Annotated in this window: 20 protein-coding genes and 2 pseudogenes; 16 read left to right on the top strand and 6 right to left on the bottom strand. The window is 71.5% G+C overall.

Annotation, left to right across the window (positions count from 1 at the left end):
- Positions 1 to 400 precede the first annotated feature (400 nt).
- Positions 401 to 1,585, top strand: coding sequence for an SLC13 family permease (locus VG296_RS28255; RefSeq protein WP_325571028.1), 1,185 nt, complete (start codon positions 401 to 403; stop codon positions 1,583 to 1,585).
- 165 nt (positions 1,586 to 1,750) lie between these two features.
- A complete protein-coding gene (locus VG296_RS28260; protein WP_325571030.1) occupies positions 1,751 to 2,173 on the top strand; it encodes a hypothetical protein in 423 nt (140 codons plus the stop codon).
- Positions 2,174 to 2,366: 193 nt separating this feature from the next.
- On the opposite strand, the gene VG296_RS28265 is transcribed toward VG296_RS28260, so the two are convergent.
- Positions 2,367 to 2,753 carry a hypothetical protein gene (locus VG296_RS28265; protein WP_325571032.1) on the bottom strand — a complete coding sequence of 129 codons (387 nt, stop codon included), beginning with the start codon at positions 2,751 to 2,753 and terminating at the stop codon, positions 2,367 to 2,369.
- A gap of 668 nt (positions 2,754 to 3,421) precedes the next feature.
- Here VG296_RS28265 and VG296_RS28270 point away from each other — a divergent pair.
- The 7 genes and pseudogenes from VG296_RS28270 (at position 3,422) to VG296_RS28300 (ending at position 7,729) form a co-directional block, all read left to right on the top strand.
- The gene (locus tag VG296_RS28270) at positions 3,422 to 4,057 is read left to right on the top strand and encodes a riboflavin synthase (RefSeq protein WP_325571034.1); all 636 of its coding nucleotides are present in this window, start codon (positions 3,422 to 3,424) and stop codon (positions 4,055 to 4,057) included.
- A complete protein-coding gene (gene pnuC / locus VG296_RS28275) occupies positions 4,054 to 4,755 on the top strand; it encodes a nicotinamide riboside transporter PnuC (protein WP_325571036.1) in 702 nt (233 codons plus the stop codon). The genes VG296_RS28270 and pnuC overlap by 4 nt, the downstream gene beginning before the upstream one ends.
- Positions 4,752 to 5,369: pseudogene (gene ribB, locus VG296_RS28280) on the top strand (3,4-dihydroxy-2-butanone-4-phosphate synthase); the annotation flags it as partial. The gene pnuC and the pseudogene ribB, both read left to right, overlap by 4 nt.
- 78 nt (positions 5,370 to 5,447) lie before the next feature.
- A complete protein-coding gene (gene ribH, locus VG296_RS28285; RefSeq protein ID WP_325571040.1) occupies positions 5,448 to 5,942 on the top strand; it encodes a 6,7-dimethyl-8-ribityllumazine synthase in 495 nt (164 codons plus the stop codon).
- Positions 5,939 to 6,220, top strand: coding sequence for a phosphoribosyl-ATP diphosphatase (locus tag VG296_RS28290; RefSeq protein WP_349259725.1), 282 nt, complete (start codon positions 5,939 to 5,941; stop codon positions 6,218 to 6,220). The genes ribH and VG296_RS28290 overlap by 4 nt, the downstream gene beginning before the upstream one ends.
- 54 nt (positions 6,221 to 6,274) lie before the next feature.
- The gene (hisG, locus tag VG296_RS28295) at positions 6,275 to 7,117 is read left to right on the top strand and encodes an ATP phosphoribosyltransferase (RefSeq protein WP_349259727.1); all 843 of its coding nucleotides are present in this window, start codon (positions 6,275 to 6,277) and stop codon (positions 7,115 to 7,117) included.
- Between the two features lie 78 nt (positions 7,118 to 7,195).
- The gene (locus VG296_RS28300) at positions 7,196 to 7,729 is read left to right on the top strand and encodes a PH domain-containing protein (RefSeq protein ID WP_325571044.1); all 534 of its coding nucleotides are present in this window, start codon (positions 7,196 to 7,198) and stop codon (positions 7,727 to 7,729) included.
- A 13-nt stretch (positions 7,730 to 7,742) separates the two neighbouring features.
- On the opposite strand, the gene VG296_RS28305 is transcribed toward VG296_RS28300, so the two are convergent.
- The 3 genes from VG296_RS28305 to VG296_RS28315 form a co-directional block, all read right to left on the bottom strand.
- Positions 7,743 to 8,522 (bottom strand): class I SAM-dependent methyltransferase, encoded by a 780-nt coding sequence (locus tag VG296_RS28305; protein WP_325571046.1) that lies wholly within the window; start codon positions 8,520 to 8,522, stop codon positions 7,743 to 7,745.
- Positions 8,523 to 8,600: 78 nt separating this feature from the next.
- Positions 8,601 to 9,116, bottom strand: coding sequence for a hypothetical protein (locus VG296_RS28310; protein WP_325571048.1), 516 nt, complete (start codon positions 9,114 to 9,116; stop codon positions 8,601 to 8,603).
- A 342-nt stretch (positions 9,117 to 9,458) separates the two neighbouring features.
- The gene (locus VG296_RS28315) at positions 9,459 to 10,034 is read right to left on the bottom strand and encodes a chaplin (protein WP_325571050.1); all 576 of its coding nucleotides are present in this window, start codon (positions 10,032 to 10,034) and stop codon (positions 9,459 to 9,461) included.
- Between the two features lie 294 nt (positions 10,035 to 10,328).
- Here VG296_RS28315 and VG296_RS28320 point away from each other — a divergent pair, with 294 nt between their 5' ends.
- Both VG296_RS28320 and VG296_RS28325 read left to right on the top strand, forming a co-directional pair.
- On the top strand, positions 10,329 to 10,988 hold the full coding sequence (locus VG296_RS28320) for a VOC family protein (RefSeq protein ID WP_325571052.1): 660 nt from the start codon (positions 10,329 to 10,331) through the stop codon (positions 10,986 to 10,988).
- A 97-nt stretch (positions 10,989 to 11,085) separates the two neighbouring features.
- Positions 11,086 to 11,595 carry an AAA family ATPase gene (locus VG296_RS28325; RefSeq protein WP_325571054.1) on the top strand — a complete coding sequence of 170 codons (510 nt, stop codon included), beginning with the start codon at positions 11,086 to 11,088 and terminating at the stop codon, positions 11,593 to 11,595.
- Between the two features lie 43 nt (positions 11,596 to 11,638).
- Here the strand turns inward: VG296_RS28325 and VG296_RS28330 are convergent, their stop codons facing one another.
- A complete protein-coding gene (locus VG296_RS28330) occupies positions 11,639 to 13,066 on the bottom strand; it encodes a sigma-70 family RNA polymerase sigma factor (RefSeq protein ID WP_325571056.1) in 1,428 nt (475 codons plus the stop codon).
- Between the two features lie 116 nt (positions 13,067 to 13,182).
- Complete coding sequence (locus VG296_RS28335; RefSeq protein ID WP_325571058.1) at positions 13,183 to 13,692, bottom strand: hypothetical protein; 510 nt, start codon at positions 13,690 to 13,692, stop codon at positions 13,183 to 13,185.
- Between the two features lie 176 nt (positions 13,693 to 13,868).
- Between VG296_RS28335 and VG296_RS28340 the strand changes: the two genes are divergently transcribed.
- The 5 genes and pseudogenes from VG296_RS28340 to VG296_RS28360 form a co-directional block, all read left to right on the top strand.
- Complete coding sequence (locus VG296_RS28340) at positions 13,869 to 16,166, top strand: ATP-dependent RecD-like DNA helicase (RefSeq protein WP_325571060.1); 2,298 nt, start codon at positions 13,869 to 13,871, stop codon at positions 16,164 to 16,166.
- Between the two features lie 90 nt (positions 16,167 to 16,256).
- Positions 16,257 to 16,718 carry an alternative ribosome rescue aminoacyl-tRNA hydrolase ArfB gene (arfB, locus tag VG296_RS28345; RefSeq protein WP_325571062.1) on the top strand — a complete coding sequence of 154 codons (462 nt, stop codon included), beginning with the start codon at positions 16,257 to 16,259 and terminating at the stop codon, positions 16,716 to 16,718.
- Between the two features lie 51 nt (positions 16,719 to 16,769).
- Positions 16,770 to 17,798 (top strand): serine hydrolase domain-containing protein, encoded by a 1,029-nt coding sequence (locus VG296_RS28350; RefSeq protein ID WP_325571265.1) that lies wholly within the window; start codon positions 16,770 to 16,772, stop codon positions 17,796 to 17,798.
- A gap of 38 nt (positions 17,799 to 17,836) precedes the next feature.
- On the top strand, positions 17,837 to 18,496 hold the full coding sequence (locus VG296_RS28355; protein ID WP_325571267.1) for a class I SAM-dependent methyltransferase: 660 nt from the start codon (positions 17,837 to 17,839) through the stop codon (positions 18,494 to 18,496).
- Positions 18,497 to 18,617: 121 nt separating this feature from the next.
- A pseudogene (locus tag VG296_RS28360) lies at positions 18,618 to 19,394 on the top strand (hypothetical protein); the annotation flags it as partial.

Below are 19,394 nucleotides of genomic sequence, written 5' to 3' on the forward strand. Positions count from 1 at the left end.
CGCCTCGGCGACCCGAACTTCCACCGTTTCGAAGTGCTGCGCCTCACCCGCCTGGCCGAGGTCACGTCCGCGGTGGCCGGCGCGCGGCTGATGCCGAAGGCCCGCGCCTGAGCCTGAAGAGCGCGGCAAAATAACAGGCCCGACCGGAGCGGAGCGGACCCACGGCGGAACGGCAGATGCACGCCGCGGTGAGCCCGGCACATCCGCGCCGGAGTCTCAGCAGACGCGCGGAGACGCTGACACGCAGAGACGCGACCGACACACCAGACGCACTAGACGTACCAGACGTCCAGACGTCCAGACGCACGTCAGCCTTCCGGAGCCGTCCAGCCCCCAGCCTCAGCCCGCTAGCTCTGCGCGAGTTGGACGTTCACCGATCTTGCCCGGGAGAATACGCCGCGTGGATCGCCGACGCCCGCACCCGCTGGACCTGGTCGCCCTCGGGCTGCTGGTCCTCGGACTGCTGTGCTGGGCGACGGGCGCGCTGCCGACGCACGACGCGAGCGCGATCATCGACCGGATTCGGCCGATCCTCGGGTTCCTGTTCAGCGTCGTCATCCTCGCCGAGCTCACCAGCAAGGCGCAGACGTTCGACGTGCTCGCCACGCGGCTCGCCATCCTCGCGCGTGGGCGGTTCGCCGTGCTGTTCCTGCTGTGCGTGCTGCTGGCCGTGCTGGTCACGGTCGGGCTCAACCTGGACACCACGGCCGTGCTGCTCACGCCGATCATGCTGGCGCTCGCCGACCGGGCGGGGGTGCCCCCGCTGCCGCTCGCGGTGACGACGGCGTTCCTGGCGAACACGGCCAGCCTGCTGCTGCCGGTCGGCAACCTGACGAACCTGCTGGCCGCCGACCGGGTCGCGCTGCCGCCGGCCGAGTTCGCCGCGCGGATGGCCGCTCCCGAGGCGGTCAGCGTCGCCGCGACGATGGCGGTGCTCTGGATCTTCTTCTGGCGGCGTAAGCGGCGCGGCGGCATCGAGCGCTTCACTCCGCCCGCGCCGTTCCGGCCCGCCGACCCGACCCTGTGCGCGATCGCCGGGGTCGCCTGTGCGCTTTTCGTCATCGCGATCGTCGCGGGGGCGCCGCTGCAGCTCGCCTCCGCCGCCGCGGCCGGTGTCACCGTCCTGGCGTTCCTTGCCCGGCGCCGCGAGGAACTGCGCTGGTCCCTGCTGCCCTGGCGGCTGCTGGCCAACGTGACCGGCATGTTCCTGGTCGTCCAGACGCTCAGCGTGCACGGCCTGGACACGTTCGTGGGCCATCTCATCGGCACGGACGGCGGCTTCGTCGGCCAACTGCGCGCGGCGGGGACGGGGCTCGGCCTGTCGAACGTCGTCAACAACCTGCCCGCGTACATCGCGGGCGAGGCCGCCATTCCACCCGGCAACCACACCCAGTTGCTCGCGCTGCTGATCGGCGTGAACGCCGGGCCGATCAGCACACCCTGGGGCTCGCTCGCCATGCTGCTCTGGTTCGAACGCTGCGACGCCGCGGGCCTGGCCGTGCCCAAGCGCGCGGTCGCCATCGCCGGGACCGTGCTCGCGATCCTCGCCGTCGGCGGTGCCACGCTGGCGCTCGCCGCGACGTAAATCCGATATTCGGGTGTTGTGCTGAGCCAATGCCCTGAGGATCATCCGACTCGCTCCGCCGGGTGACGCGCCCGTGACCCGGGAGCTTGTGCGGAGGTTGGGCATCCGGGGCCGCCCCGACCCACAGCGGCCGCCGCCTGGAACCCAAGGACTGGAGACATTCTCTTGCGCAAGCTCGTTTACGCCACCGCCGCGGCGTGCGTCGGCCTCGGCCTGCCGGTGGCCACCGCCGGCGCCGCCATGGCCGACGAAGGCGACCAGCCGCTGGTCACGGCCCTGCAGGGCACCTGCGTCGCACCCTGGCTCTGGCAGTTGCCCGCGGTGACGGTCGTCACCGGCCCGGAGAACTACGCCAACTGCAACGGGCCGGTCGCCCCGCGGCCGCAGGGCGCGCTGGCCGGTGTCCTGGACAACGGCTGCGTGCTGCCGTGGGACTGGCAGGGCCCGCTCGACGTCGGCGACGCGATCCTGCACCCGGGGCAGACCGGCCACTACTACGCCTGCGACGACAACCACCCGTCCGGGCCGACCCCGCAGCCGATGCAGCAGCAGGACGACGGCGTCGGCGACCTGGGCCTGGTCAACTAGCCGTCAGCTGGTCGAAAGAGGCGCCGCGGATGATCGCGGCGCCTCTTCCGTGCTTTCTCGGTGTTCTCTTCGCGCTGTCCTCGAACTCTCATCCCACGCTGCTTCCAGGCATGCGAAAGCGGGGTGCGGCACGACCCGCGACCGGCCGTCCGTCACCCCGCCGTCGATCAACTCACCCTAGACGGGGATGAGCTCAGTGCTCGTCCGTGGTGTCGCACGCCTTGTAGTGCTGCGCGCCCTCGGGGGTGGACAGCAGGGTGCCGAGGATGTCGTCACCCGCGGTGCCCGGGCCCTCCCAGTGCCACGGCAGGACGCAGGAGTCGTCGAGTGCGCCGACCAGGTCGCCCGGCTTGACGTGCATCGGCTGGCCGTTGCACGCGGAGTAGTCCTCCGGGCCGTTGAGGAAGGTGATCGGGCCCTCCCACCACCACGGGGCTACGCAGGAGCCCTCGCCGACGGTGACCAGCGACTCGCTGCTGTCGCCACCGGAGTGGTCGTCGGCCATCGCGGAACCGGCAGTGGCCAGCGGCAGGCCGATCGCGGCGGCGGTCAGCGCCGCGGCGGTCAGGAACTTCTTCATGTGGGGCTTCCCATCTGTGGGGTCGTCATCAACGGATCCGCCGCCGCGCCGAGGCCCGGAGTGCGCGATCCGCCAGGCCTAACCGCCGAGCATGGTCATCGGTGACTCTGATTCACTCGCGTGGCAGATTAGGCATACGAAAAGCTGGTCGGCCCGGAGCGCCGCGGCCTGGGAGCCGGGCGTCGAGGGCTCGCGAAGACGGGGGTGTGACCCGGGCCACCCGATTCCGGCTGGACACGGGAATGGAGTCCCGTGGCAGACTGTTGGGAGAGACGACAGCGTGCCCCGGGGTCGGTGAAACTCCGAACCGGCGGTGACAGTCCGCGACCCGGCTGATTTCGGCTTGGCGGCGTGAACGCCCAGCAAAGCGTTCCGCGCCACTGAGGCGAGTCGAAGGTGGACCCGGTGAAACTCCGGGACCGACGGTGATCGGGCGTCGACCTGTTCGCAGCGTGAGAGCTGCGGCGGGCGGCGGCCGAAAGTCCGGATGGGAGGCGGCACGCGGGACGTCGGCCCAGCCGCGCCCGGTCGGACGTGCCTCGACGCCACAGTCGAGGGAACCCACGTTCGGCCATTCTCGGGCGTTGTGCGGCCGCGCGCTCCCGTCCTTCCGCCTCCCGCGGCCCCTCGGAGCACCACGACCAGGTGTGGATGAGGGAGCAACAGCGGTGTTCACCGGAATCATCGAGGAACTCGGCGAGATCGTCGCCATCGAGAACCTGCCCGACGCCGCCCGCTACACGGTGCGCGGGCCCGCCGTGACCGCGGACGCCGAACACGGGGCGTCCATCGCCGTCAACGGCGTCTGCCTGACCGTCACCGACGAGACCGGCGCTCCCAGCCTCAAGGGCGGCGAGTTCACCGCCGACGTGATGGCCGAGTCGCTCACCCGCTCCAGCCTCGCCGACCTGCGCCCCGGCGACCGGGTCAACCTGGAGCGCCCGATGATCGCCAACGGCCGCTTCGGCGGGCACATCGTGCAGGGCCACGTGGACGGCACCGGCACCGTCCTGGAGCGCACCCCCGGCGAGCACTGGGAGCTGGTGCGCGTCTCGCTGCCCACCGACCTCGCCCGCTACGTGGTGGAGAAGGGCTCGATCACGGTCGACGGCATCAGCCTCACCGTCAGCGCCATCACCGACGGCGACCGGCCCGATTTCACGGTCTCGCTGATCCCGGCCACGCTCGCGCAGACCACGCTCGGCATCAAGCAGCCCGGCGCCCGGGTCAACCTCGAGGTCGACGTGATCGCCAAGTACACCGAGAAGCTGCTGGCCGGCGCGCGGAACGAAGCCGCGGCATGAACGGCCTGTTCGGCTGGGCGAACGCGGCCGCCTTCCAGCTCGGCGGCGAGACCGTGCGCTGGTCCGACCTGCTCGGCAATCTGCTCGGCCTGGCCACCGTCGCGCTCGCGATACGCCGGTCCCTGTGGGCCTGGCCGGTGCAGATCAGCGGCGCGATCCTGCTGTTCGGCGCCTCCATGGCGGTGCACCTCGGCGGCAACGCGGCCCGGCAGCTCGTGGTGGTCGCCGCCGCGTCCTACGGCTGGTGGCGCTGGAACCGGCAGCGCGGCGCCGACCACCCGCGGGGAGTCACGATCCGCTGGGCCACCGGCGCCGAGCGGCTCGCGCTGCTCGGCTTCCTGGCCGTCGGCACCCTCGGCTTCGCCTGGCTGCTGTCCGCGACCCACTCCTCCTGGGCGCCGCTGCCCGACGCGTACATCTTCGTCGGCTCGCTCGCCGCCACCCTCTGCCAGGGCCGCGGCTGGGTCGAGTTCTGGTTCGTCTGGATCGCGGTGGACGTGGTGGGCGTGCCGCTCGCCTTCCACAGCGGGCTGCCGGTCTCCGGTTTCACCTACGGCGTCTACTTCGTCCTGGTGATCGCCGGGCTGCGGCAGTGGATCCGGCTCGCCCGCGGCAAGCCGGCCGACATCGCCGACACCCCCGTCGGCATCGTCAGCACCGTCGAGTCCGTCCCCGTCGTCGAAGGAGCGCACGCATGACCGGCACGCTCGAGGCCACCGGCCTGGACACCATCGAGACCGCGCTGCTGGAGATCGCCGCCGGGCGACCGGTCGTCGTCGTGGACGACGAGGACCGGGAGAACGAGGGCGACATCATCTTCGCGGCCGAACACGCCACCCCGGAGCTGCTGGCCTTCACGGTCCGCTACTCCAGCGGCGTGATCTGCGCCCCGATGTACGACGGGCGGGCCGACGCGCTCGACCTGCCGCCGATGACCGCCGTCAACCAGGACCGCAAGGGCACCGCGTTCACCGTCACCGTGGACGCGCGCGAGGGCGTGACCACCGGGATCAGCGCGGCCGACCGGGCGCACACCATCCGGCTGCTGTCCGCCCCGGCCACCGCCCCGGGCGACCTGACCCGGCCGGGCCACGTCTTCCCGCTGCGCGCCCGCCCCGGCGGCGTCATCGAGCGCCCCGGACACACCGAGGCCGCCGTCGATCTGGCGCGGCTGGCCGGGCTCACCCCGGTCGGCGTCCTGGTGGAGATCGTCAACGACGACGGCACCATGGCCCGGCTGCCCGAGCTGCGCGTCTTCGCCCGCGAGCACGGCCTCGCCGTCATCTCCATCGCCGACCTGATCGCATACCGGACGCAGCACCGGGTCTGACCCGTTAGGCGATACCGTCTGTTTCCAGCAGCTCACCAAGGAACCGAAGGAGCACTCTCCGTGGCAGGCAGCGGAGCCCCCGAGCTCGGCATCAACCCGGCGGACGTCAAGCGCTGCGCGCACCTGCGCGTCGCGATCGTGGCCGCACAGTGGCACACCGAAGTAATGGACGCCCTCGTCACGAACGCCGTCAAGGCGCTCGCCGAGCACGGCATCGACGAACCCACGCTGATCCGCGTGCCCGGCTGCTTCGAGCTGCCGGTCGCCGCGCACGCCCTGTCCAAGCACCGCTACGACGCGATCGTGGCGCTCGGCGTGGTCGTGCGCGGCGGCACCCCGCACTTCGAATACGTCTGCCAGGCGGCCACCGACGGGCTCACCGCGGTCGCCGTCGAGTCCGGCATCCCGGTCGGTTTCGGCGTGCTCACCTGCGACACCGAGCAGCAGGCGATCGACCGCGCCGGCCTGCCCGGCTCCGCCGAGGACAAGGGCCGCGAGGCCGCGCTCAGCGCCGTCGCGACGGCGCTGACGCTGAAGAACCTGGGGGAACGGTGAGCGAGGTGGTCGGGCCGAAGACCTTCGAGACGCTCTTCGAGGAGCTCAAGGCCAAGGCCGCGGCGGGCACGCCCGGCTCGCGCACCGTGGAACTGGTGCGGGCGGGCGTGCACTCCATCGGCAAGAAGATCGTCGAGGAGGCCGCCGAGGTGTGGATGGCCGCCGAGTACGAGGGCGAGGAGCGCACCGCCGAGGAGATCAGCCAACTGCTCTACCACCTGCAGGTGCTGATGGTCGCGCGCGGGATCTCCCTCGACGACGTGTACAAGACTCTGTAACGTCGGTGTCGCGTGGACACGAAAACCATCATCGAGAAGGACGGAACCAGCCCCATGCTTCGCATCGCCGTGCCCAACAAGGGATCCCTCTCCGAGGCGGCGGGCGAGATGCTCCATGAGGCGGGCTACCGGCAGCGCAAGGACCGCGAGCTGATGGTGATCGACCCGGAGGCCGGGGTCGAGCTGTTCTACCTGCGGCCGCGGGACATCGCCGTGTACGTCGGCTCCGGCCGTCTCGACATCGGCATCACCGGCCGCGACCTACTGCTCGACTCGCGTTCCGAGGCCGAGGAGATCCTGCCGCTGGGCTTCGGCCGGTCCACCTTCCGCTTCGCCGGGCGGCCCGGCACCGGGTCCACGCTCGAGGACCTCAAGGGCCGCCGCATCGCCACCTCGTACCCGGGCATCGTGCAGGCCCATCTGGACCGCGCGGGAGTGCCGGCCGAGGTGGTCAAGCTGGACGGCGCGGTGGAGATCTCCATCCAACTCGGCGTCGCGGACGTGATCGCGGACGTGGTGTCCACCGGCACGACGCTGCGTCAGGCGGGCCTGGAGCTGATCGGCTCGCCGATCCTGGAGTCCGAGGCCGTGGTGATCAAGCGGCGCGACGCCGAGCCCGCCTCCGGCACCGAGCAGTTCCTGCGCCGGCTGCAGGGTGTGCTGGTGGCGCGCAAGTACGTGCTGATGGACTATGACATCAAGGCCGAACGCCTGCAGGAGGCGGTGGATCTGACGCCGGGTCTGGAGTCGCCCACGGTGAGTCCGCTGCATTCGGAGGGGTGGGTGGCCGTGCGCGCGATGGTGCCGCGGGAGCAGACCCAGCGCATCATGGACGACCTCTGGGAGATCGGCGCACGCGCTATCCTCGTGACCGACATCAGGGCGTGCCGCATCTAGTTCGTGGACTGTGATTCGCAGGTTCACGGTCGGCGACGACGGCCTGCCCGGCTACACCGGAGTAGAAGCGGATGGAAGATGGCGCCGAACGGACACCCGGCCCGGGGACGGGACGGCGCCGAGTTCGGCGGGGGTGCTGAGGGCGGCCCCGGCGGCGCCCGGAACGCCCCGCTGCCCGCGCTCCCGGTGACCTGGCGCCCGCACCGCACCCGCACGATCATCTACACCGTCGCCGCGATCCTGGCCGGCAGCATGACCGCGATCGCCGCCACCCTCCCCTCGGACGGCGGCGAGCCGTGGCCGCTGCCGGACCGGATCGCCTTCGCCAGCATCGGTTTCGCCGGCGCCCTGGTGCTGATGGTGCTCGCCCGCCCCAAGGCCGTCGCGGACGCGGACGGCCTCACCGTCGTCAATATGCTGCGAACCCACCGCCTCGAGTGGGCGCAGATCGTCACGGTCAACCTCCGCTCCGGCGACCCCTGGGTGCTGCTCGACCTCGACGACGGCACCACGCTCTCGGTGATGGGCATCCAGCCCGCCGACGGCATCACCGCAGCCCGCACGGCAGTGGCCGAACTGCGCGCCCTGGTGGATTACTACTCGTACAACTGAGGCCGACTGGCGGTCATTGCTCCGGCAGCGCGCGGATCAGCACCAGCGATCCGTCGTAGTACGGCTGGTCGCGCAGGTGCCCGTGCCGCGCGTCCCAGGCTCCTGATTCGATCGCCTCGCGCAGCGCCTCCACGTACTGCCCGGCGAGCTGCTCGTCGACGAAGCTCCAGGCTGAGCAGGCCTTCCGGGCCTCCGGGTCGAGCAGTCGTTCGGGCCGGCCGTAGTAGGCCTCGATGAACCCGTCCGTGCAGTCGAACGGAATCGGCACCTGGGTGACCTCGACCGTCCCGCCCAGCGCATCGGCGATCTCGCGGATCGACGGGTAGCGGCGCGCCTCGATCTCCATCATCCGCGGCGCGTACTCGTGCAGCCAGTAATCGCACACGCGGTCCGGGTCGCCCCCGAGCACGACCACCGGACCCCGGGAGACGCGCCGCATCTCGCGCAGGCCCGCCTTCAGGTCGCTCCACTGATGCACGCTGTACGTGGTCATCGCCGCGTCGAAAGCGTCGTCCGGGAACGGCAGCGCCTCAGCGACCGCGTCGATCGCGGGGGACAGGTGCGCCGAACGTTGCGAGCGCATCGTGGCGGACGGCTCGACCGCCGTGACCTCAAAGGCCTGCGACTCATACGACCCGGTCCCGGCCCCCACGTTCACCACCGTCCTCGCCCCGGCGAGCGCCTGCTCCATGACCGCCGCGATCCGGGCATCAGGCCGCCGATAATCCGCGTAGCTCGCCCCGATCCTGCCGTAGTCCGCGTCCCCCGCGCTGCCGTCCGTAGTACGTGCCATTCGCGTACGGTACCAAGATGGTCGAGATCCCCACCGCTTATTTCCGCGGCGCCGTCGTCGCGGTGCTCACCTGAACCGTCACAGCAGCCCGAGCACTCCGCCGACCAGGCCGCCGACGAGTCCGCCGAGGGCGCCGCCGGTGGACGAGGCCGAGGCGCTCGGGGTGGAGATGGCGGTGCTCGACGACGCGGCCGTCGAGCTGGCGGGGGAAGTGGCAGTGTTCTGCGATCCGCTCGCGGGGGCGGTGGCCGGGGTGGCGGGTTCGGTGCGGCCGGTCTCCTGCGCGCCCTGGGCGCCCTGCGGCGCGGCCGCGGTGCCGGAGCCGGTGTTCGGCGAGTTCACCGAGGGGCTGGCGGTGACCGTGCCGGCGTCGGCGCTGCGGACGCTGACCAGGCCGCCGTCCGCGGCTCCGGTGGGGAAGGCCTGGCCGGAGACGGTCGCCGTCGGGCTCGGGCCGGGGGAGGGGGTGGTGCCGTTCTGCAGCAGCAGCAGTACGACGCCGACCACGGTCATACCGAACAGTCCGGACACCAGGACCTCGACGGTCTTGCGCACCCGTCCCGCCTCGTGCTCGCGGCGGCGCCTGCGGCTCATCCCGCGTTCCTCCCGGAGTCTCAGGGCTCGGTCATCCGTATCGGCTTGCTCGAATGTGCGAATCCGGTTTCACCCGTCCGTACGAGTCTTCCGCAAACCCGGGCCTCAGGGGGAGGGTTTACCCAAATTTGCAGATGCAATTGCGCCACCCGCCCGGGTTACGGCGCCCGACGCGCTCCGGTGCGCTCGCGCCGCGCGCCGGAGCGCCCCGCCAGGCCACGCCACGGAGACCGGCGGAACGACGGAACGGCGGGAACGGCGGGGGCGCGGGAAACGCCGTGCCCCCGCCCGGATGCGAGGGGCGGGGGCACGGTTGCCCTGACAGCGCGGACGGGGTCCGGGTCAGTTGGTGCAGGTCTGGCCGGCGTACATGTTCTTCACGACGCCGAGGCCGACGACGTTGCCGCAGGCGTTGATCGGGACGTTCAGCGCGGCCTGGACCGTGTTGCCGGCCAGGATGCCGCCGGAGTGGTCGATGCTGGAGGTCGCCACCGCGCCCGGACCGGAGGCGTTGTTGGTGCAGGTGGAGCCCTGGTAGTCGTTCTTCACGGCCGCCGCGGCGACGGTGTTGCCGCAGACGTTGACCGGGACGTTGCCGGCGACCTGGACGGTGTTGCCCGCGCCGAGGCCTCCGGACTTGGTCGTGGTGGCGCTGGCCACCGCGCCCGGGTGCTTGTTGGTGCAGGTGGAACCGTGCACCATCTCCTTGAAGGCGAGCGCCTCGACGCTGTTGCCGCAGACGTTCACCGGAATGTTGACCGGGGCCTGGGCGACCCAGCCTGCCACCGCGCCGCCGGAGTGCGAGGTGGTCGCGGTGGTGGTGGCGCCGGCGTCGGCCGATGCGATGGCCGCGCCGCCCAGGACGAGACCCGAGGTGGCGGCGACGAGCGCCAGCCCCCGCTTGGCAATCCCATGCATGTGATGACCTCTAGTAGCTCTAGAAGGGAGGGAGCATGGAGCGGCTCCCCTTCGTCAACGATCAACGAAGAGGTCTGAGCAGGGGTCACGCGCGCGATGGGCCGACCGGGGAAGGTTCCCCCGGTCAGCCCAATGCGCCGATTATCCGCACGGTCGCCGCCGCGGCTGCCCCGGCCGCCCCGGCTGCCGAGACCGCCGTCGGCCGTGCCGTCCCGGCGGCCCGACGATATGACTTCCGCTGACGGAACCTGTCGGTGCGTATCGATCTATCCGGAGCTGGGTAAAGTCGAGGACATGCGTCTCGACCACATCTCCTACGCCGTCGAACTCGACGCGTTCCCCTCCACCGTCTCCCGGCTGGGCTCGCTGCTCGGCGCCTCGTTCCGGGACGGCGGCGTGCACCCGCGCTTCGGCACCCGCAACGCGGTGCTGCCGCTGCCCGACGGCGCGTACGTCGAGGTCGTCGCCCCGCTCGAGCATCCGGCCACCGAGTCGGCTCCGTTCGGCCGGGCTGTCAAGCGGCGGGCCGAGCTCGGCGGCGGCTGGCTCGGCTGGGTGGTCGGCGTCAACGACCTCGAGGTCTTCGAGAAGCGGCTGGGGCGCGAGGCGGCCGAGGGCCATCGCAGGCGGCCGGACGGCAAGTTGCTCGAGTGGCACCAGATCGGCGTGCTCGACCTGATCGACGACCCGCAGCTGCCGTATCTGATCTGCTGGGACTGCCCGGCCGAGCTGCATCCGTCGCATGGAGCGGACTCGCTGCCGGAGATCGACCGGCTGGAGATCGCCGGGGACCGGGACGCGGTGCTGTCCTGGCTCGGCGACCCGGAGCGCGACCCGCTGCCCGAGCTGAAGGTCAACTGGCTCGAGCCGGCCGACCTGCGCAACGCCTACGACGAGGCCGGGCTGGTCGCGGTGGACTTCCGCACCGCGAACGGCTCGGTGCGCATCGACTGAGCAGCACCTGAGCGGCATCGCGGCGCCCGTGCGGCGCCGCGCGACACGCCGGGGGGCCGCGGCGGAACATGAACACGCGTTATGGCAGAGTTCTGCCATGTTGATTGCGATGGCCGGACTGCCCGCCGCGGGCAAGAGCTCGATCGCGCGCGGCGTCGGCGGGACGCTTTCCGCCGCCGTCGTCTCGGTGGACCCGATCGAGGCGGCGCTGCGCCGGTCGATCGACCGCTCCCAGCCGACCGGCCTCGCCGCCTACCTGGTCGCCGAGGCGGTGGCCGACGGGATCCTCGCCCTCGGCCAGACGGTGATAGTCGACGCGGTCAACGCGGTCGAACCCGCTCGCGGGCAGTGGCGCGCGCTCGCCGCCCGGCACCGCGTGCGGCTGGCCGTCATCGAGGTCGTGTGCTCCTCGCCGGACCTGCACCGGAAGCGGCTCGAGGAGCGCGATCGCGGCATCGAAGGGCTCGACGAGCCGACCTGGGCCGACGTCGAGCGCGTGCGCGCCGAGTACGAGCCGTGGACCGATCGGCACCTCGTCCTCGACTCCGTCGCCGACCTGCCCGCGAACATCAAGCGGGCCCTCGAATTCATCGCCGGGCTGCGTTGATCGCCGGGTTGCGCTGATCTTCCGATTGCGTTGAGTCCCGGTGTTACGCGGATGGCAGCGGGAACGGGTGCGGCGGGCCGCCGGTCGAGCAACTCGCCGGGATCACTATCGTCACCCCGCCGATGGTGATGTCCAGGTTCAGCCCCACCTGCACGATCACGACGTTGTTGCCCAGCAGGTCCAGTTCCAGGTCGAGCAGATCGCCGGGGCAGTTGACCCGCTGCGTCGGGCTCGGGCTCGGGCTGGGCGTGGTCGGTGTGGGCGACGGGCTCGGCGTGGTCGGCGTCGGGCTGGGGGGCGTGGGTGTGGGCGACGGGCTCGGCGTCGTGGGCGTCGGGCTCGGGGTGGTCGGTGTCGGCGAGGGCTGCGGCGGCGTCGGGCTCGGCGGGGGCGGGGTCTGCTTCGGCGCGGGCGACGGAGCGGGCGCGGGCTGGGTGACCAGCGCCGACGCGGAGGGCTTCGGCTTGGCTACCGGGATCGGCGGGGACGACTCGTTTCCGGTGAGGGCGAAGGCGAGCGCCGCCACGGCCGCGGCCGCCACCGCACCCGCGACCGTGGCCTGCTGACGCGGCGAGGCGTGCCGCGCCTTGGAGACCACGCGTCCGATCGCGTTCCCCGACTGCGCCGCACCGCCGCCGGCGCCGGCCGCGCCCCCCGCCGTGGCCAGCACGATCCCGATCCGGGTCGCCGCGGCCGCACCGACGACCGCCGGTCCGATGAGCACGTGGATGTTCGCGTTGACGTACTTGAGCATCGCGAACAGCCCGACGCACTCCGAGCAGTGCTTGAGGTGGTGCCGCAGCTTCGCCGCCTCGCGCCCGCGCAGCTTCCCGCGCGCGTGCGTGCCGAGGCGTTCGGCGAACGGGCGGCACGCGGGCGACCCGATCTCGGTGATGTGAGCCTGCAGATATGCCTGCTTCAGACCCTCGCGCGCCCGATACGCCAGCGCCGCGACGGCCGCCGCGTCGATGCCGAGCTGCGGCGCGATCTGCGTCGGCCCCTCCTGCTCGACCTCCGTCTGCCACAGCACCGTCTGCCAGCGCTCCGGCAGCGTCATGAACGCCTGGCCCGCCATCGAACGCTCCAGCGCCGCGATGACAGGGTCCTGCTCCGGTTCCGGCGGTGCGATGTCCACCAGGTCGGGCACCAGCAGCGTGCGCCGGTCGCCCTCGGCCCAGTCCCTGGCCACGTTGCGCATCGCGGTGAGCAGATACGGCCGGAACGCCTCGGTCGGCCCGTTGCCGTTGCGGATCGCGTACAGCACGCGCGTGAAGGACTCGGCACTCAGATCCTCGGCCGCCGCCTCCGAGCGCGTCCAGTAGCGCGCATGGCGCAGCGCCGAATCACGGTGCCGCCGGTAGAGCGGGTCGAAGGCTTCGAGGTCGCCCTCGCGTACCTGGTCGATCAGCTCCTTGTCCGGCGGATCCTGGTCGGGGCCTGCGGAGTCGGTCTTGGCGTGGTGCTGGTCCATATGGCTGCGGGCGTCCCTACGACGACGTGTGAGCTCTCGACTACCGAGATGCCGTTATAACGCCACGCGTTCCCACAAGGCGCTGTCGCAGACCTATTATCACTCGATCGGGTAATTCAGGGGCCTGCTTCTTGACAACGGGCCCGACGTGACTGTGCGTTAAATGCCTTCCGCAGCGCGGAGAGCAGCAAACCCGGGTCGGTGCGCCCGGTGTCCGGCGCGCCCGGCGGCACCAGCCAGACCATCCGGGTGCTCTCGCCGATCAGCGGCGGCAGCGCGACCACATCCCCGTGCGAGGCGACGCGCAGCCCGTGCCGACGGCACCACCAGGCGAAACCGGGCTCGGCCTCGAGCGTGCCGGGCGGAAGCAGGAAGCCGATCCGGTCCACCCGGGAGCGCGCGTCCGCGGCCACCGGGCCGACCGGGTCCCCGGAGCGCAGCATCAGGTCCAGGGCGTCCAGGCCTATGCCCATGCCGACGCTCACGAGGTCGAAGGTGGGGCCGACGGGCACCGGCTGGACCCGCGCGGGGTCCTGGTAGCTGGCGCACAGCGCGTAGCCGAGCGGGTCGGCGGCGGGGTGCGGTTCGGTGGGGGCGAGACAGGCGGGATCGCTCGAGTGCGGCATCGTCTTCTCCAGTGGCGAGGTGTGCGTGTGGGGGAGCCACGTGCTGAGGACTTCTATGCACGGGGACCTCGCTCGGCCCGGACCCTGACGCGAGATCGCCGAACTCGTCAGTAACTCACTCGTTCGGGTGAATTTGCGGCGAATCGCTGTCGGTGGTCGGCAGTAATGTGCACGGCATGGCCGTTCCTCCCGTCCCCGCAGCCGTCGCCGAGCGCACCGAGGTCACCACGGAGCTCGAGTGCGTCGTCGAGTACATCCACTTCATCCGGGACGACGGATTCACCGTGCTGCGCGCGGTCCCGGTGCGCACGGCGGCCGAGACGCGTGCGGCGGAACCCCGTGCCGCCGAAGCACGGGACGCCGGATTCGCCGCGGCCGGGGTGGAGCTGGCCGGCGTGCGCCCCGGCGAGACGCTGCGGCTGACCGGGCACTGGGAGGAGACCCGCCGGCACGGCCCGCGGCTGGCGGTCGCCGGGTGCGAGCGGCTGCGCCCGGAGTCGGTGCGCGCCATCCGGCGCTACCTCGCCTCGGGGCTCGTGCGTGGGATCGGTCCGCTATTGGCCCAGGCGCTGACGGACCGGTTCGGCGAGCAGACCCTCGAGGTGATCGAGCGCGAGCCGGAGCGGCTGGCCGAGGTCTACGGCATCGGGCGGCGGCGCAGCCGCTGGATCGTCGATTCCTGGCACGCCCAGGCCGAGATCAGGCAGCTGATGAACGCGCTGCGCGGCTACGGCATCAGCCCGCTGCTGGCCGAGCGGCTGCACCGGGACTACGGATCGTCCGCGCTGGAGACCCTCACCCGCTACCCGTACCGCCTGGTCGGCGAGGTGGACGGGCTGGACTTCGCGACCGCCGACCGGATCGCGCGCGCCGGGGGCCAGCCGCTCGCCGGCGAGGAACGGCTCGAGGCCGCGGTGTGGGAGGTGTGCGCCAGCGAGGGCCCGCGCTCCGGCCACTGCCACCTGCCGGCCGCGCAGGTCGTCACCGAGGCCGCACAGCTCGCCGAGCAGCCCGCTGAACTGATGCGCGCGGCCCTGGAGCGCCTCGGCACCGGCAAGGCCTCGCCGGTGGTCCTGGAATCGCATCCGGTCAGCGGCGAGCAGGTCGCCGCCGTACGCGCGGCCAACCGTGCCGAACGCCGCCTCGCGAAGGACCTCGCGGCGCTCGCCGCGGCCCCCTCCGACCTGCCGCGCGGGGTACGCCGGCTGGTCGAGGACGGCGCGTACGGCGCGGATCTGGCCGAGGGGCAACGCGAAGCGGTTCGCATGGCCCTGACCCACACGCTCTCCGTGCTCACCGGCGGCCCCGGCTGCGGAAAGTCGCACACCGTCCGCGAGCTCGTGCGCGTGGTTCGGGCGGGCGGCGGCAGCGTGACCCTCGCCGCGCCGACCGGCAAGGCCGCGCGCCGCCTGGCCGAGATGACCGGGGCCGAGGCGATGACCGTGCACCGGCTGGCCGCCGACCCGCACCCGGGCGAGGACCCGCCGCCCCCGGAGGCCGGCGGCGGCGCGCTGTTCGCCGCCGCGCACAGCACGATGGTGCACCTGATCGTCGTCGACGAGGCCTCGATGCTGGACGTCTACCTCGCCGCCCGGCTCGCCGCCCGCATCCCGCCCGGCACGCACCTGCTGCTGGTCGGCGACGTGGACCAGCTCCCGTCCGTCGGCCCCGGCGCCGTGCTCGCCGACCTGCTGGCCGTCCCCGGCGTGGCCCGCACGACGCTGACCAAGGTCTTCCGCCAGGCCGAGCAGTCCACGATCATCGCCAACGCGCACCTGATCCGGCGCGGCCAGCTGCCGCAGCTCAAGCGCTCAGACTTCTGGTTCGCCGAGCTCGACGACCCCGAGCGCATCGCCGAGCTCGTCGCCGAGATCGCCACCGAGCGGCTGCCCCGCAAGCAGGGCGTGGACCCGGCGCAGGTCCAGGTCCTCTGCCCGGCGCGGCGCGGTTCGGCGGGCGCGGATCAGCTCTCCCGGATGCTGCAGGAGCGGCTGAACCCGCGCGCCGAGAACGAGCCGGAGTACTGGCACGGCCCGCGCGTCTTCCGCGTCGGCGACCGCGTGATCGCGACCCGGAACGACTACGCGCGCGGTGCCCACGGCGTGTTCAACGGCACTCTCGGCACGGTTGTCGACCTCGACCTGAAGGAGGCCGGTCTCACGGTCGAGAACGAGGACGGCGAATCGGTGCGCTACGACCTCGACGATCTCGACGACCTGGCGCACAGCTACGCGCTGACCGTGCACAAGGCCCAGGGCAGCGAGTTCGCCCACGTCGTCGCGCCCCTGACGATGGACGCACCACGGCTGCTGACGCGCCGTCTGTTCTACACGCTGGCCACCCGCGCACGGCAGACCGTCGTCCTGGTCGGCCAGCCGCGCGCGCTCAAGCACGCCCTGGAACAGGACGGCCCGGCCCGTGCCACACTGCTGGCGCACCGACTGACCACGGCGCTGGCCGGGAAGTCGATCTGACGCCGGATTCACAGCTCAACCCCGGGAAAACGATCTGACGCCGGATAATCCACCTGACGCCGCACGCCCCCGTCCGGCACAATGTCAACTATGGACGAGCGCCCTGACCTGCCCTCCGGCGCCGACGCGGTCACCGGCCCGCTCGGCGTCGGCCGCGGCGTGTCCATTCCCGCCCGCGATCTCACCTGGCGCTTCTCCCGGTCCTCGGGCCCCGGCGGCCAGGGCGTCAACACCACCGACAGCCGCATCGAGCTGTCCCTGAACCTGCGCACCTGCGAGGGCCTCACCCCGCAGCAACGCGCCCGCGTCCTCGACCGCCTGGCACCGCGCCTCGTCGACGGCGTGCTCACCGTCGCCGCCTCCGAGTTCCGCTCCCAACTCCGCAACCGCAAGGCCGCCCGCGACCGCCTGGCCGCGCTGCTGGCCGAGGCCCTCGCCCCGCCGCCACCCAACCGCCGCCCCACCAAGCCCTCCAAGGGCGCCGTCGCCCGCAGGCTGGACGACAAGGCCCGCCGCTCGAAGCTGAAGAAGCAGCGGAGTTCGTGGGATTAGGCGCTGCATCGGCTTCCACGCGGTGCGGTCGTGCGAAGTAGACTCCCGCTCATGCCAGTGGATGGGGAGGCGCTGCGTGCCGCATTGGTCGAAACTGCTGCGGACCATGGGCCAGGACTTTACGCGCTGGTGACCGAGGGGGGTCAGCCCGTCTTCACCGGCACCGTCGGCGTGGCTGATCTCGATCGCCCTCGACCTATCGCGGCGAGTGACCGGTGCCGAATAGGCAGCGTCACGAAGATGTATGTGGCCACGCTCGTGCTCCAACTCGTGGTCGAGGGTCTGCTGTCGCTCGACGACACCGTGGATGGCCTTCTGCCTGACCTTGTACCGGGGGGCGCCGACATCACGGTCGAAACCCTGCTCCGGTTGCGCTCTGGGCTGCCTGACTACACGCCTGAGCTATTCGGGAGCCCTCCGACCGATTTGTCGGCATTGGAGCGCTATTGGTCTCCGCGTCAGCTGGTCGCGGCATCGCTGGCGACCAGTGATCGCATACCGCCCAATAGCCAGTACCGCTACAGCAGCACCGACTACATCCTCCTCGGCATGATGATCGAGGAGGCGACCGGCGAACGCGTGGACGCCCAGATCTGGCAGCACATCATCAAGCCATTGAATCTGCTCGACACGACGTTCCCCACCGTTGATCCGTACATGCGTGGTCCGCACGCCAAAGGCTACCTGCGCACATCGGCGGACGCCTCTTACGCGGAGCTGACCACCATGACTCCCTCGGAGTCCTGGACCGCTGGGGCCATGGTGGCCACCGCCTCGGACGTCGCCGCGTTTCTCGACGGGCTGTTCAATGGGTCGTTGCTGCCAGAGGGGTACCTGGCTCGCATGATCGAACCGACGCAGCGGCTCGATGTGCACCGCAGCCGGGGACTCGGCGTCGTCCGGCTCGACTTCGGGACTGGCAACGTGGCTTACGGTCATCAGGGCGGAATGCCCGGGTATACGACTGTGGCAGCGCGAACGGAGTCGGGGCGGTGCGTCGTGCTGTGGCAGAACGGGATGGATCTGCACAACCCGCTGTCTTCAGGCACCCCGTTCTTCCAGGCCGCGCTTCGTGGATGAGCCGTGCTTGTCAGACCATCCAGTTACCGTGACGAGCTATGGACGGGGACTGGCTCGAGGACACGCGCGTCTCGTACGACGCGGTCGCGGAAAGCTACGCCGAGCAGACGCGAGACGCACTGTCCGGGGTGCCGTTCCTTCGAGCCGCGCTGCGACTGTTCGCTGACTCGGTGCACGATCGCGGGGGCGGGGTGGTCGCGGACGTTGGCTGCGGGCCGGGGCACGTGACCGCTCATCTGCAGACGCTGGGCGTGGATGTCGTCGGGATCGACCTGTCGCCCGCGATGATTGACGTGGCACGGCGTGATCACCCGCACCTCGCCTTCACCGTGGGATCGATGACGCGGCTCGGGGTTCCCGACGGAGCGCTCTCGGGGCTGCTCGCGTTCTGGTCGCTCATTCACATCCCGGATGACGAGATTCCCGGTGTCCTTGGAGAGTTTCGGCGCGTCTTGCGGCCCGACGCGCCATTGCTGGTCGGGTTCCATCTCGGCGACCGGTCGCGGCTGAAGACGCAGGGGTACGGAGGGCATCCGATGAAGGTGTACGTGCATCGGCGGCCTGCGGAGCGGGTGGCGGGGTGGCTACGCGAGGCCGGATTCGTCGTCACGGCGCGGATGCTGGTGGATCTCGATACGGAACTGCCGGGGGCTCTGGTGTTCGCGCGACGAATTGGTGCGCACGGGAGTGCGAACTGAATACGAGTTATGCGAAAGGTGCGGCTCGGTGCAGGCCGAGGTGCGGTAGTGTCTGATCGTCTTTCCATAACGTTATCGGAAGTTGACGTACTGTGCCCCCGGGCCGGGTAGGAAGAGTCGCGTGGAATCCGAGTCCGGAGCAGCCGGCGCTGTGCCGCCCGAGCAGGAGCTGACCGAGGCGCTGCTCTCGTTGAGCTGGCCGCTGCCGCGCACCGTCGAGGACGCGGACGGGGCGCTGACCCGGCTCGAAGAGGTCAAGGCGGTGCTCACCCGGCTCGAACAGCAGAGCGTGGGCAGCGAGGCGTGGTGGGCCGGGCAGGTGGACGGGCTGGCCACGCAGAGCGGCTTCGTGCTCGAGTGGTGGCGGCCGGTGCTGCGCGACCCGGACCTCGACTGGACCCTCAACCACCAGGCGCATCTGACGGCGGATCTGGCCACGCTCGCCTCGGCCGGGGCACGGCTGCTCGACCAGATCGAGCCGCGCGCCGCCGAGGAGGCCGCCGCCGCGATGCATGCGCGGCGGGTGGCGCAGGAGAAGCGCTGGGGACCCGCCGCGGTGCCCCCGTTCCCGCCGACCGGACCGAAGCCGCAACCGCCGAAGGACGTGTTCGGGGAGGTCGCGGGGCCCTGGTCGAACGAGAACGAGAAGGAGAACGCGGCGGGCGCGGGTACGGGGCCAGGGACGGGATCGGGCGCGGGTACGGGCGACGATCTGAATGCGCCCGCGTTCCCACCGATACCACCGCCGCCGGGGCCTCCATTGCCGCCGCTGCCGCTCGTGCCGCCGGTGCCGACGCGGCGGCAGGACCAGGGTGCTGCGACGGACGCGTACGACGCGCCTCCGGTCGCCGCGCCGCCGACCAGCCCCGGGCAGGGCTCGGCCGCGGCGCAACCGTCC

The sequence above is a fragment of the Actinospica sp. genome, from assembly GCF_035552695.1.
Lineage (GTDB): Bacteria > Actinomycetota > Actinomycetes > Streptomycetales > Catenulisporaceae > Actinospica.